Annotated in this window: 12 protein-coding genes; all 12 read right to left on the bottom strand. The window is 51.5% G+C overall.

Annotated elements, in window-relative coordinates; genetic code table 11:
• Positions 1-131: 131 nt before the first annotated feature.
• The gene (locus DDY07_RS02605; protein WP_171694701.1) at positions 132-341 is read right to left on the bottom strand and encodes a CopG family transcriptional regulator; all 210 of its coding nucleotides are present in this window, start codon (positions 339-341) and stop codon (positions 132-134) included.
• Positions 342-817: 476 nt separating this feature from the next.
• Positions 818-3,241, bottom strand: coding sequence for a TonB-dependent receptor (locus tag DDY07_RS02600; RefSeq protein ID WP_171694700.1), 2,424 nt, complete (start codon positions 3,239-3,241; stop codon positions 818-820).
• Positions 3,242-3,335: 94 nt separating this feature from the next.
• The gene (locus DDY07_RS02595; protein WP_253734388.1) at positions 3,336-4,301 is read right to left on the bottom strand and encodes a FecR family protein; all 966 of its coding nucleotides are present in this window, start codon (positions 4,299-4,301) and stop codon (positions 3,336-3,338) included.
• Between the two features lie 86 nt (positions 4,302-4,387).
• On the bottom strand, positions 4,388-4,942 hold the full coding sequence (locus DDY07_RS02590) for an RNA polymerase sigma factor (protein WP_171694698.1): 555 nt from the start codon (positions 4,940-4,942) through the stop codon (positions 4,388-4,390).
• 438 nt (positions 4,943-5,380) lie between these two features.
• Positions 5,381-6,517, bottom strand: coding sequence for a sensor domain-containing diguanylate cyclase (locus tag DDY07_RS02585; protein ID WP_171694697.1), 1,137 nt, complete (start codon positions 6,515-6,517; stop codon positions 5,381-5,383).
• On the bottom strand, positions 6,510-7,670 hold the full coding sequence (gene nosP / locus DDY07_RS02580; protein ID WP_171694696.1) for a nitric oxide-sensing protein NosP: 1,161 nt from the start codon (positions 7,668-7,670) through the stop codon (positions 6,510-6,512). The genes DDY07_RS02585 and nosP overlap by 8 nt, the downstream gene beginning before the upstream one ends.
• A gap of 137 nt (positions 7,671-7,807) precedes the next feature.
• Positions 7,808-8,749: an ADP-glyceromanno-heptose 6-epimerase gene (gene rfaD, locus DDY07_RS02575; protein ID WP_033157344.1), complete on the bottom strand. Its 942-nt coding sequence runs from the start codon at positions 8,747-8,749 to the stop codon at positions 7,808-7,810.
• A gap of 4 nt (positions 8,750-8,753) precedes the next feature.
• Positions 8,754-9,200 carry a 50S ribosomal protein L9 gene (rplI, locus tag DDY07_RS02570; protein WP_033157343.1) on the bottom strand — a complete coding sequence of 149 codons (447 nt, stop codon included), beginning with the start codon at positions 9,198-9,200 and terminating at the stop codon, positions 8,754-8,756.
• A gap of 46 nt (positions 9,201-9,246) precedes the next feature.
• Positions 9,247-10,110: a hypothetical protein gene (locus DDY07_RS02565; protein WP_225893057.1), complete on the bottom strand. Its 864-nt coding sequence runs from the start codon at positions 10,108-10,110 to the stop codon at positions 9,247-9,249.
• A 67-nt stretch (positions 10,111-10,177) separates the two neighbouring features.
• A complete protein-coding gene (rpsR, locus tag DDY07_RS02560; protein ID WP_020482464.1) occupies positions 10,178-10,408 on the bottom strand; it encodes a 30S ribosomal protein S18 in 231 nt (76 codons plus the stop codon).
• A gap of 25 nt (positions 10,409-10,433) precedes the next feature.
• Positions 10,434-10,859, bottom strand: a complete 426-nt coding sequence (gene rpsF, locus DDY07_RS02555) for a 30S ribosomal protein S6 (protein ID WP_033157341.1) — start codon at positions 10,857-10,859, stop codon at positions 10,434-10,436.
• A gap of 141 nt (positions 10,860-11,000) precedes the next feature.
• Positions 11,001-12,362 carry a flagellar hook-length control protein FliK gene (locus tag DDY07_RS02550; RefSeq protein ID WP_171694695.1) on the bottom strand — a complete coding sequence of 454 codons (1,362 nt, stop codon included), beginning with the start codon at positions 12,360-12,362 and terminating at the stop codon, positions 11,001-11,003.
• Between the last annotated feature and the right edge of the window lie 22 nt (positions 12,363-12,384).

The raw sequence follows: 12,384 nt of genomic DNA, 5'->3' as shown, positions 1-12,384 counted from the left end.
AAAACCGAGCGCAACAACAAATAGCGCTAAATCCTTGAATAAGCGGACATTCCGTTCGGCGTCGGCTTCCTACCGGTCAACCGAGACGCTGAACGTATGATTGGGCGGCGGATTATTGAGATCGATATGGCTCATAAGCCGATAATTTCGGTTTCCAGCTTTTGAGTTTCAGGTTCGACCAAACCGATTTTCAGGCCGCGCCGACGTCCGTCCCTGGCCGCCAGATACAGGGTGATCGCTTTGCGCAAAATTTCGCTTTTATTGGTATCGCCTTCCTCAGCGGCCTTGTCCAGTTCGCGATTCAGATCATCGGACAACACAACATTGAAACGTACAGACATGAGCAGCTCCTCTTGGTTAAATGATGTGATTTTTGTACAGATATTTTGCACATCAGGCAAGCAGAATGCGTGGGCTTCAGCCTGTCGAGTTTAATCAATTCGAAACCTGCTTGGCTGTCGCACATTTAGCCACGCCGAGCCGGTTCCGGACAGTATTAGCCAAGCGTCAAACTCACTGACCTAAACCCCGCCCGTAAGGTTTCGGACGGGGTTTGGAACGGGTTTTAAACCATCGGGCGGGAAGCCGATCCCTTGCGTTTAGGGATTTAAACTCAATCGTGCGGGTACGGTAATTTCGTGCCGCAGCGCGGCCGGAGTTTGGAATTCCCACGCAGCGCGTGGGAACGAGAACAGCACCCCTGGTTCCCGAGCTCCCGCTTGGGAACCAATCACTTGGAAGCTCTTGCTTCCTGTAGAGTTAGGAAGCTGGAGCTTCCAAGGCCGAGGTTCCCAAGCTAGAGGTTGGGAACCAGAAATTAGAACTCAACCCTAACCGATCCCATAAAAGTTCTTGGAGTACCTATTGTTATGAAATTGCCGCTGTTACTGCCTGAGTAATATTCCTTATCCAGTAAGTTATCGACATTGAACTGAGTAGTTACTTTGGATTTTCCAATTTTCATCTCGTAACTTGTCATTAACCCTACTGTCAAAAATCCTGGCAATTGATAGGAGTTCGCCGAATCCCCTTGTCTTTGGTCTAATCCAACAGCTCCAGCGCCAAATTTAAGACCTTTGAATGCAGTATTTCGAAACTCATAGGTACTCCAAACGCTGCCGGAATGTTCCGGCGCTAAAAATAAGCGCTTGCCTGTATTGCCGGGACCTCCATTATTGGTATTGTCTTTGGTGATCTCGGCATATGGCGTATAGGCATACGCGGTTATTACATTCCAGCCAGGTAGAATTTCACCGGTTACTTCAAATTCAATACCATGACTTTCAGCTTCACCAACTGCTCTAGGGGTGAAGAGCGGCGGTGTCGTACCGGGGACGCGGATATTTTGCTTAGTAAGTTCAAAGTAAGATAACGTAGCCCTTAATCTACCATCCCAAAACTCTGTTTTTAAGCCAGCTTCCCATTGTTGCGCCGATTGGGGAGGAAGGATTAGATTATCATTTCTAAATAAGGTGCTGGACGGGCCAAAGTTTTCGGTATAGCTCCCATACAACGATAACCAGGGCAATGCCTGCCAAAGTATGCCGCCACGAGGACTAATTCGGTCTTCTTTGGATGTTACCCGACCTAGGAGATGATTTTCACCTTCGGCATTGTCATATCGAAAGCCGCCTAATAGGTGCCAACCATAGGGCAGCTCAATTTGATCTTGAAAATAGAGTCCATACCAGGATTGAGTATAGTTATTGCGATCAACAGAATTCAATTGTGGAGCAGTGCTAAGATATACCGGGTTAAAAATATTAAAGGCGGGAGCAGGCGTACAACAGTTTCCGCGAATTTTGTCATCTTCCTGAAAGTGGTCGAAACCAAATAACAAGGTGTGTTGAGCAAATCCGGTTGTCAGTTTCCCAGATAAATTTACTGTATTCATGTAGCGCTGAGATTCAGTTTCAGGCGAAAGATTGAAAGACCGAGAAACAGCCCCGTTCGCAGCAGCAGAGCCAAAGAACAAAGTTCGGTTGTCGAAATCGAAAAATTCCGAAGTGAAACGATGGCTTAATTTCCAATCGTTGTTAAATTGGTGTGACCAGTTAAATCCAACCATCACTCTGTCCCCATCATTTTTGTTCACAAGAGGTTCGTGTAATGCCGTTTCAATGGGTACATTTGCAGGCCTATTTCCAAGCGGAGGGATTCCAGGATCTGGCGATTCGTTAAAGTGCTGGTACTCCATTTCAAATGTTGCTTGAGTTTGCTCGCTTATATTCCATTTCAGCACCGGTGCGACAAATACGCGCTCGTTATCAACGAAATTACGAAATGATCCGGCATTTTCATAAGCAATATTAAGCCTGTATAACAGAGAGTTATCATCTGTTATTGGTGCAGTTGCATCAATTGTTGTTCGATAAAAGTCATAGGAACCGAACTGTTGCTGCATTGAATAATAAGGTGTTGAAAGCGGTTGCTTTGTAACCATATTAATAATGCCGCCCGGTTCTGCCCGACCGAACAAAATCGAGCCAGGCCCCTTAAGTACCTCAACCCGCTCAAGATTAGCTACTTCTCGTTTAGTCGTCCCTCCACCTAAGATCGTTGGCAATAATACGCCGTCGCGATAGGTTGTATCATTCAGAAAGCCGCGCATGATAAAACTATCAGTGAATCCTTGGTTGCCTGGAAAAACCGTTACTCCGCTAACGTTCTTTAGCCCCTGCTCGAGACGTGTCACTTGCTGGTCTTGCAAAACCTGCTTGGAGACTACCTGCACCGAAAACGGTGTTTCCATGATCGGCGTGTCAGTCTTGGTCGCAGTGGAAGCATTAGGCAGGCTGTAATCAGCGTTATAAGGATCAGTCGAATCATAAACCGCCTTCCCCACCACCGTCACCGCCGGCATCGTAGCCGCCACGCGCGGCTCGGCAGTCGCGGCTGGTTCCACCGTAAACGTATCGTCCGCCGTCTTCCGCACAGTCAAGCCCGAATTCTGCAACATCCGCTGCATGGCCTGCTCCGGGGTGTATTGGCCGGACACCGGGCTGGAGCGGAGTTTGCCGACCAGGTCCGCCGGATAGAGCAAGCGCAGGTTGGTCTGGTAGGCGAGTTCGGTCAGCGCGCTGTCCAGGGCTTGCGCCGGGATATTGAAGGCTTGCGCGGCGTCGCCGGCCATCGCGGCCAGGCTGACAGTGCCGAGCAGTAATAATGCGGCAATAGGCTTGGGTTTAAACATACGGGCCCGGCCGGGATGGACGCTGCCGGTATCGAGTGATTTTTTCATCTGTAGTCCTTAACGTGGCGGCGGCACCATTGCCGCGTACCGATTAAGACGGACGGTTGGAAAAATCTTGTAATGGCGGCGGGATTATTTTGCGCTAGCCGTGCAACACGGTCAACCACGGCGTGATTTGGCTGATTTTTACCGAGAGGATTTGTTGCAGCATCACCAACGTGGCGGCGCGGTCCGCCAGCGGGAAAACGCCGCTAACCCTTAGCGCCGCCAGTTTGGCGTCGCTGATGACGATCTTTCCGGGGAAATAGCGGTCCAGTTCCGCAACTACATCGGCCAGGGCTTGATTTTTAAAGACCAGTTTACCGCGCTGCCAGGCGGCGCTTTGCTGCGGATCGGCCGCCACTGCGGCTTGCAGGCCGTCGGCGGCACTGTAAACCGCTTGCTGGCCTTCTTGAATTCGAGCGTCAGGCGGGTAATCCGGGGCGTGCAGACCTTTGACACCCACCGCGTGTTCCTGCACAGTGATGCGGGCGGCGTGGTCTTGCTGCAGTACTTCAAAGACCGTGCCTAAGGCTTTGACCACTGCGGTATCGGTAGCTACCTCAAACGGCCGTTTGCGGTCGGCGGCGACCTTGAACAAGGCCTGACCGTGTTTCAATGTCAGTTTGCGGCTGGCATCCGAATAGGCAACCGTCAATGCGGTATCGGTATTCAACAGTACCTGGCTGCCGTCGGCCAAAGTTACGGTTTTTTGTTCGCCGACAGCGGTGTAATAGTCGCTGAACCAGCGGTCGCCAAGGCCGGAAAACGGCAACACCAGCGCCAAGGCAACCGCGGCCGCGGCCAAGCCTCGCCAGACGGGCCGGCTATACCGGCGGCCCATGGCTTGCGCCGGTATCGGCAGATCCGTTACCGACCAGCCCTCGCCCATGTCCAACCACAGTTGTTCGGCCTCGGCAAAGGCGCGACGGTGCGAGGGGCTGCGATTTTGCCATTCGGCGGCCGCACGCCGCTCCTGCTCGCCGGCGTTTCCGGCGCGCAGCCGTATCACCCAATCAATGGCCTGATCGGACAAGGTGGTGATTTCGGAAACGGGTGCGTTACTCATCGGCATAAGGTGTGGACGGTTGAAACTATTATGACGGATGACGCGGCGGTTCTTGCTGATATTTTCCGGGCGGCCGGCAATTTGCTTCAATGTTGCTTGAGTCTGTCCCGGCAATGCCGCATGGCCCGCGCCAGATGCTTGGCAACCATGCTTTCCGAAATGCGCAGGCGGGCCGCGACTTCGGTATGGCTAAGACCTTCGACCCGGTTCCAGTAAAAAGCCAGACGGCAGTCTTCGGGTAATTCAGCCAAGGCCTGATGAATGGCTTGCAAGCGCTGGCTCTGCTGATAACGCTGCTCGGGGCCGGGGGAGTGTTCGGGAACGGCGTTGTAGGTGTCGTCGTCGACGTCCTGCTTGAGCCGATTCGCGCTAAGGCGTTGGTAGTCGATCACCAGATTGCCGACAACCCGAAACACGAAAGCCCGTGGATTCTCGATAGTGTCCTGGGTTTGCTGGCGGCTCAGGCGCAAATAAGCATCTTGCAGTATGTCTGCGGACAGGTCTTCCGAACCCAGTTTACGCACGATAAAACGACTGAGTTCATCGCGATGTTTATCGATGAATGCCGCAAACTGTTCGGCGCTGAGTTCGGCTTGCTCGCCGCTGTCGGAAGGTTTTGTGGAAAATACTTGGTCGGACATGTGCCATCGCTGCGTTATTGTCCTGATGTTATCAGCACAATACGCGCCCAATCGTACAAGCAAATAGAAATCAGGCTATTAAGTTTTTTCGCCGGCACATACCGGGAATGACAGACAGAGAAAATACGTGATATGCCACAGCGCTTTGCGGCGAATCCCTGATTGGCAGCGACATTCTAGGTTTGGTTACGCCCCGTGCGAAAGTATCGAGAATGTGTTTTGGTAAATCCGCGGGCGATGGTGCCGGGCGCACGAAATCGCACGCATGCTGAGCGCGTTGAGCCGAATCCGCCAGAACACCGGCATCTACCGTATCGAATAAAGCGCGGCCAGGCTGCAGCTAGAAGCGGTCAACCTCAGCAGCGGCGAGCAATCGGCAAGCACTTCGCAGCAGAAATTAACCGAATCGGGGCTATCCGGAAAGTGGACTAAAAACGCCTATTGCAATGGCTGGGCAGCTGCGACGACCTGATTGCGGCCAGAGTCCTTAGCTAGATAGAGCGCTTTGTCCGCTGCCCCGATCAAGGCCACCGGGGATAGACCGTTTGCCGGGTAGGTGGCTACACCAAATGATGCGGTGACATGGATACTGATGTCGGCAACGGCAATGGGCTGCGCGCCCAACGCCAAACGTATCGATTCGGCGCGTTCACTAGCGGTTTGCAGCGAAGTATCCGGCAACACCAGAAAAAACTCTTCGCCGCCATAACGGCAATCCAAATCGCTGGCGCGGGCATGATGCTTCAGGATGTCGGCAAATGCTTTCAAAACTGCATCACCGGCCTGGTGCCCATAACAATCATTGATCATTTTAAAATGATCCAGATCGCTCATCACCACGCTCACCTCGTAGCCTTGTCGCTCTGCCAACAGCAATTCACGTTCCAAATTCTCGTTGAGGAACAGGCGGTTATACAGTCCGGTCAACGGATCATGAATCGCCTGATATTGGAGTTGCTCGTGTAGCGCTTGGACTTGCCGCTCAGAGCGCAATCGCTCGCTAATATCCGCCAAGACCGCTATCAATGCAGGCTTGCCACCAATATCTATGGCCGGACTCACCGATACCTCCACCGTGATCATTTGGCCATTCCTACGCACGGCGTTGGCGACAAAATTAATTTTGGCAAGCTCTTGGTTCAGCGCTTTCTGCATCGCTGCGCGCACGGTAGGTTCATCGGCATCGCTGACGAGTTCCATGATGTCCATCGTCATGAGTTCATCGACCGGGTAATCGAAGATTGCCGCGAACTTGGGATTCACATAATGAAAGCGGTCTTCGATAATCATGGTGATACCGACCAAGGATTGATCCAGCACCCGGTGAAATTTCTCCTCGGCTTCCTGCAGGGCCCGATTGATCTTCTGGTTTTCCCGCAATGCCGCATCCAGTTCCTTTGTCCGCACCCGCACCAAATTTTCCAGCATGATGGTGGTTTGAAACTGATCAAAATCCGAATAGTGTTGAGTGGAACTATGCTCTACTCGATTCATTAAGGCTTCCACCACCTTATTCAGGCGAACGATTTCCGCCCTTAATCCGCTCTCTATATCGAGTGCATCTGTATCAATCATCCTCGCCACACCTATCTACTGCCCCGATGGCAACCGCGGCGAAGGTCTGATTCACATGCACGCCGCGAAACTGTTCGCCATAAGTATTGAAACCTATCACCCTGTTATCACTCAGGATTTGTTCCGCCTGCGCCGTCAACCCGCGCTGTACCAGCTCAAGCTTTCTAAGGACGCAATCGCAAGCGACAACAACCTGAGGTTGGCCTATCTCGGCCCGAATTTCGGCAAACACCTGTTGCAGACTTTCGATAGGATCGACGCCCAGCGCCACTCTCAATACCAAGCCTTCCTCAATCGCGCAGTAAAAAGTCAGGCTTTGATCTTGGTTGGCGCTACGAATCGCCCGCACATAATAGTTTCCGTCGATAGATACCACGACCGGCGCCGCGGCAAAGTGCGCTGGGCTTAAAGCGTCTGCCGAAACCCCAATGAGTCTGGCGTATTCCGACGCGGCTGGTAGGCCGTTGATTTCATATACGACGCGGCGTCTGGCATCGGCGAGAGTGACCACCAATCTTTCCGCGGTCGGCTCAAAATGCTGGGCTTTGAATATTTTGAACGGTAACGAGGTATGCACCAGCAACAACACGGCACTGTCCGCATGAAAGTCGCCCTCGCAATAAACGTATGTTTTATGGAACTGCAAGTCGTCGGCCGCCGAGCCGCCAATCATGGCGATATTGCCTAATGCGTCTTGTATCGCATGGGTGACCTGCTCTTCGCGCACCGATAAGCCGTCGATCAATAAAAAACCGAAGCAATTTTCCGCGTTAAGATGCGTCACTCTATCTTGCAAGCCATACAAAAGCTCGTTGGCAAGCGCGTGCCCTTCGGCGATGCGAAACTGTTGCAAATTAGGAATTAGGCCACTGGTTGCAATAAAATCCGGTGCGGAAAAGCCGACACCTACCAGGCTTTGTTGACGTAATCCTGCACCGCCAATTTCGCCGGAAGTCGTACAGCCAAGCACTTGGATACCTTGAAATCGACGTCTTATTTCGGAAGCCAGCACAGTTCGGTCATAACTATTCGAACAAAAGAAAATGACCAAGGTGGTGTCGGCGTGCTGCAAACCTAAAGCAAGCTCTTCGACCGCCCGCTGGGGGTCAGCTAAACAGGAATGGGCAATGCGAATTGCCTTGCGGGGACTCATCTGCGTTCTCGGCAGTTACTGTTGACGAATTAGGGAAATATTCTACAACCGGGCTCCAGACCATGCTGTAGAAAAATCGAGATTTGTCGTTATTTGCTTATAAAAATCATCTGGATCGATGACAGAAATTAACCTGACTAGCCGTTCAACCATTCCATATAAAGTTGTACGCCTTGCTCGACGGTTTGGAACGAATGTTTGCAACCAGCGGCGCGTAATTTATCCAGATTGGCTTCGGTGAAGCTTTGGTAGCAGCCTTTCAGGTGCTCGGGGAAGGGAATATATTTGATATGGCCGCGCTGGTGAAATTTGATCACCGCATTGGCTACGTCATTAAAGGTCTGGCTACGACCCGTGCCACAGTTGTAGATGCCGGACACTTGCGGGTTATCCAGAAACCAAAGATTAATATCTACCACATCGCCGACATAAACAAAATCTCGGCGCTGCTCGCCGTTGCCGTAACCGTCGCAACCTTCGAATAAGCGTAATTCGTCGGAATCTTTGATCTGGTTATTCAAATGAAAGGCTACGCTGGCCATACTGCCTTTGTGGGCTTCGCGCGGACCGTAGACATTGAAGTAGCGTAAACCCACCACTTGCGCGGTCAATTTTTGCTGTCTGCGCAAATATTGGTCGAACTGAAACTTGGAATAACCGTAGACATTCAGCGGACCTTCATAAGCCAGTTCTTCCTTGAAGGTTAAATCGGCACCGTAAGTAGCGGCGCTGGAGGCGTAAATAAACGGGATTTTATGGCTTTGGCAATAATGAAACAGCGTTTTGCTGTATTCATAATTATTGTCCATCATGTAACGGCCGTCCCACTCTGTCGTGCTGGAACAGGCGCCCTGATGAAATATGGCTTCTATCGCTTCGGCATGGAAAGCACCTTGTTGCAGTCGTTCCAAAAAGGTGCTTCTGTCCAGATAATCCGCTATCTTGCACTCGACCAAATTCCGGTATTTGATACCGTTGGTCAAATGGTCGACGACCAAAATATCATCATAACCGCGGGCATTCAGGCCCAATACCAGATTGCTGCCGATGAAGCCGGCGCCACCGGTTACGATGATCACGGTTTTACTCGGCTACCACTTTTACCGGCAGCGTAATAACGACGTCGGTATGCAGATTGATAGCAATGTCGTATTCGCCGATGTTACGGATGACGCCGTTTGGCATACGGATTTCGTGCTTCTCAACTTTTACGCCGGCAGCGGTAATGGCATCAGCAACGTTTTGTGTACCAACAGAACCGAACAAACGGCCTTCGTCGCCGGTTTTGTGGGCAATGGATACGTTCAATTTGCTGATTGCTTCGCCGCGAGCAGTTGCAGCAGCCAATTTTTCAGCCGCTTGTTTTTCCAGCTCGGCGCGACGCTCTTCAAACTCTCTGATTTTCTTGGGCGTAGCAGGCACTGCTTTGCCTTGCGGGATCAAATAGTTTCTGCCGTAACCCGCTTTGATGGTTACTTTATCGCCCAGGTTACCCAGATTGGCGGTTTTTTCCAGAAGAATGACTTCCATCGTTTTCTACCTCTTAGATCGACTTGATTGTCGAAAAATCGGGAGCTTACGCTCCATTTGGTTTTAGTTTATTTCGTAAGTCCAGCCAGGTGTCAGTCAGTCCGCATAACACGATCACCACCATCACATGCGGGATCAACATCAATGTGACATATAAAAAAGGCACCATGAAACGACTACCCTTCATCACCGAGAACGCCGCGTGCAACACTGCGGTGCCTATCATTGTGTAGGTCACCAGCAGCACCAGTAGCACGTTCCAACAAAGTTCCGCGGTTTTACCGGAAGTCAGCATGGCTACTCCGGCCACCAACAAGGTGCCTAATGTCAGATGCACATGCCCTTTCAACGCCAAAAACTCGGCTCTGAAACCGCCCGGGTTGTATAGCGCTGCTTGCCACCATCTGGCCAAAAACAAACCGAACAGCAAGCCGTAAACGCTGCCTGCCGCGGCAACTCCGGACATGAAATGCGCCAACAATTCTGCAGACTGCCTAATTTGCTCAAGCGGCACATCGGTTTTGCCTTCAAGCATGGGCTGCAGCATAAAGCTCAACACTTCGCGCCAAAGCTGTACCGGTTGGTCCTGAATCATGTAAATACCCAGCACCACCGCCACACCCAGCAACACGGCAATTTCAATTGCCAGTGTCAGATAACGGCCTTCGCGCAGTACTATCGAAATCAGCCAAACCGGTAGCCAAAAGGCCAGACCGTAAAGCAATGCGTACTGGTAATTACCGATCAATAAGGTGCTTAATACGGCGGCAGCCAGACATGAGCACATCAGCACATACAAGCCTTCGCTAGCCCCACGCCTCAATGTTACCAATGAGACAGCGGCTGAACTTACGATACTGACAGGAGGAAACAGCAGCGATAGCAAGGCCAGGCTGGATGCGACCGTCATGGCCTGCATCCGTCCTTTCATAATGAAAGTGGCCAGAAATTGCACGCGCTACGCCCCCCGTGCTAAATCACTTGTGTGCGTCGCAGAACGGCAACAAAGCCAGGAAACGCGCTTGTTTAATAGCGGAAGTCAGCTGTCTTTGATATTTCGCACTGGTACCGGTAATGCGGCTAGGAATGATTTTGCCGGTTTCGGTAACATACTCGCTCAATAAATCCAGATCTTTATAATCGATTTTGATCGCGTCTTCGCCGCTAAAACGGCAACCTTTTTTGCGTCTAATGTTGTTACGTGCCATCACAATTCTCTTGGTTCAATGTTGATTATTCGGAATCCGCTGCGACTTCAGTCTCAACGACTTCTACTTCAGCTTCTTCGGTTTCTTCTTCGACTTCTTCCTTAACTCGGCTACCGGCTTTTTGACCGTCGTTACCGCTGACAGCAATCGCGGAAGGCTCGGTTACGGCCGCTTTTTGCGCCAGAGTTTGGCTACGCAGAATGGCGTCGTTGAAACGAAAACCGCTTTCCAGTTCTTCAAGAGTGGCTTGATCGCATTCGATGTTCATCAACACGTAGTGTGCTTTATGAATTTTTTTGATAGGGTAAGCCAAATGTCTACGGCCCCAATCTTCCAAACGGTGAATTTTGCCTGCGGCTTCTTCAACGGTGGATTTATAACGCTCTATCATAGCCGGCACCTGAGCACTTTGGTCAGGGTGGACTAAGAAGACAATTTCATAATGTCGCATGATTTCTCCTTACGGGTTTAAAAGCCTCCCATCCGCTTGAACAGTGAGGCAAGGGGTGGGGATAAATTCCCCAAAAAGCTGGGCATTATAGAAATAGGCGCTGTTTTTGCAAAGCAATTTTTCAACAGCGCCTAAAGTTGACTAGGCAAACAGACTCAATAAGCCATTACTGGCGATGGCACGGCCTGCTTCAATTTCTTCGAGCATAGTGTTGGAGGGCTCGGTTGCCGCAGTATCGGCATGGCCTTGGCTTTGACTATTGCCACTGCGATTTTGCTCGCCGGCCATTTGGAAGGACTCGCGCCCCGGTCTTTGTTCTGATTGTTGCTGGGAAACATTAACATCCGCCAAATTCAAGTTTTGCCCACCCAACATTTCCCGCAACTTGGGGATTGCCGCTTCGATTGCGTCCCTGACCGCCGCGTGCTGGGCGGTGAAGACCACATTGGCTTGATCTTGATTGACATCGATCTTGATGGAAATAGGGCCGAGATGCTCAGGATTCAGCCGAATTTCAGCGGAAGGCACCGCTTGTTTATGCATCCACAACAATTTTTCGCCCAGCTCGGTGTTCCATTCCGGATGAGTCAAATGTTTTTCTATCGTCGGCGCTGACGTTTGCCCGACGCTATTTACCGATTTATTCAGCTGGTTGATGTCGGCCGTCATTCTCGATAACCCCACATCAGCCTCGCTACCGCCAATTTGCTGCTTCGGCACATCGCGCTGCTCGGTTTGAAAAGTATCAGCCGCGCTGTCTTGCGCAAATTGCGGGGACGCGCCGTCTTCGGCGGCCAGGGTTTTGGCAAAACCGCTCTCCGCTACCATCGTCTTCCGCCCTTCATCAGCGCCACTCAATGCCGTCAACGCCTCTTTTTTGGCATCCATACTCAACAGCTCCGGACTGTTTTTGATCGCAGACATCGCCTCGCTGGTTGCTACCGCTGATTTCAGCGCGTCGTTAACAACACTCACGCTATCCGCCACCGGCAAGGGCTGAGCTTGCGTGCTTACATAGATCGCAGCATTCACCGCCTGCTCATCATGTGCAGCCTCGATATTTTCCGTCACTATATCGGCAAGATTCTCTTGATCGGCCGATGCAACCGGTAAAACCGGAGCTTGCGGCGCGGCACCGGTGGCCTCCAAGCCTTGCAAGTATTGCAAAACATCCGCTAAGGCTTGCATGGTATCGTCGAGATTAATATCCTGATCAAGTTTGGTTGCCGTCGGCAAACTCTTGCCGAATAGAGCGGTAAAATCCTGCAAGCTTTGACTGTTCAGAGCATCCGCCCCCAATCCGCCCAGCTGCTGTAAATTCGCCAAGCCGGCGTCACCGGCCGCCCCTTTACTCAATAAACTGTTTTGCAATTGTGCCAGCTGCTCAAGCAGCGTCGCCGAAAACACGCCACCACCACCTTCGCCCAATAGAGCTGTCGTCGCAGCACCGGCGCTATCGGCGGAGGCTAATAGAGACAGCGGATTTAAACCTTGGATATTCATGGCATTTCTCCTGACATTTTTA

Origin of the sequence: Methylomonas sp. ZR1, from assembly GCF_013141865.1 — a bacterium.
Classification (GTDB): domain Bacteria; phylum Pseudomonadota; class Gammaproteobacteria; order Methylococcales; family Methylomonadaceae; genus Methylomonas.
Note: the sequence above shows the minus strand (reverse complement) of the source record. Positions and strands in the feature narration are given on the sequence as shown.

Coding starts and splice junctions, on each gene's coding strand:
- DDY07_RS02595 (WP_253734388.1), bottom strand. CDS start 4,301: ATGAGTAACGCACCCGTTTCCGAAATCACCACCTTGTCCGATCAGGCC.
- DDY07_RS02550 (WP_171694695.1), bottom strand. CDS start 12,362: ATGAATATCCAAGGTTTAAATCCGCTGTCTCTATTAGCCTCCGCCGAT.
- DDY07_RS02585 (WP_171694697.1), bottom strand. CDS start 6,517: ATGATTGATACAGATGCACTCGATATAGAGAGCGGATTAAGGGCGGAA.
- DDY07_RS02605 (WP_171694701.1), bottom strand. CDS start 341: ATGTCTGTACGTTTCAATGTTGTGTTGTCCGATGATCTGAATCGCGAA.
- rpsR (WP_020482464.1), bottom strand. CDS start 10,408: ATGGCACGTAACAACATTAGACGCAAAAAAGGTTGCCGTTTTAGCGGC.
- DDY07_RS02590 (WP_171694698.1), bottom strand. CDS start 4,942: ATGTCCGACCAAGTATTTTCCACAAAACCTTCCGACAGCGGCGAGCAA.
- DDY07_RS02565 (WP_225893057.1), bottom strand. CDS start 10,110: ATGACGGTCGCATCCAGCCTGGCCTTGCTATCGCTGCTGTTTCCTCCT.
- rplI (WP_033157343.1), bottom strand. CDS start 9,200: ATGGAAGTCATTCTTCTGGAAAAAACCGCCAATCTGGGTAACCTGGGC.
- rpsF (WP_033157341.1), bottom strand. CDS start 10,859: ATGCGACATTATGAAATTGTCTTCTTAGTCCACCCTGACCAAAGTGCT.
- DDY07_RS02600 (WP_171694700.1), bottom strand. CDS start 3,241: ATGAAAAAATCACTCGATACCGGCAGCGTCCATCCCGGCCGGGCCCGT.
- nosP (WP_171694696.1), bottom strand. CDS start 7,670: ATGAGTCCCCGCAAGGCAATTCGCATTGCCCATTCCTGTTTAGCTGAC.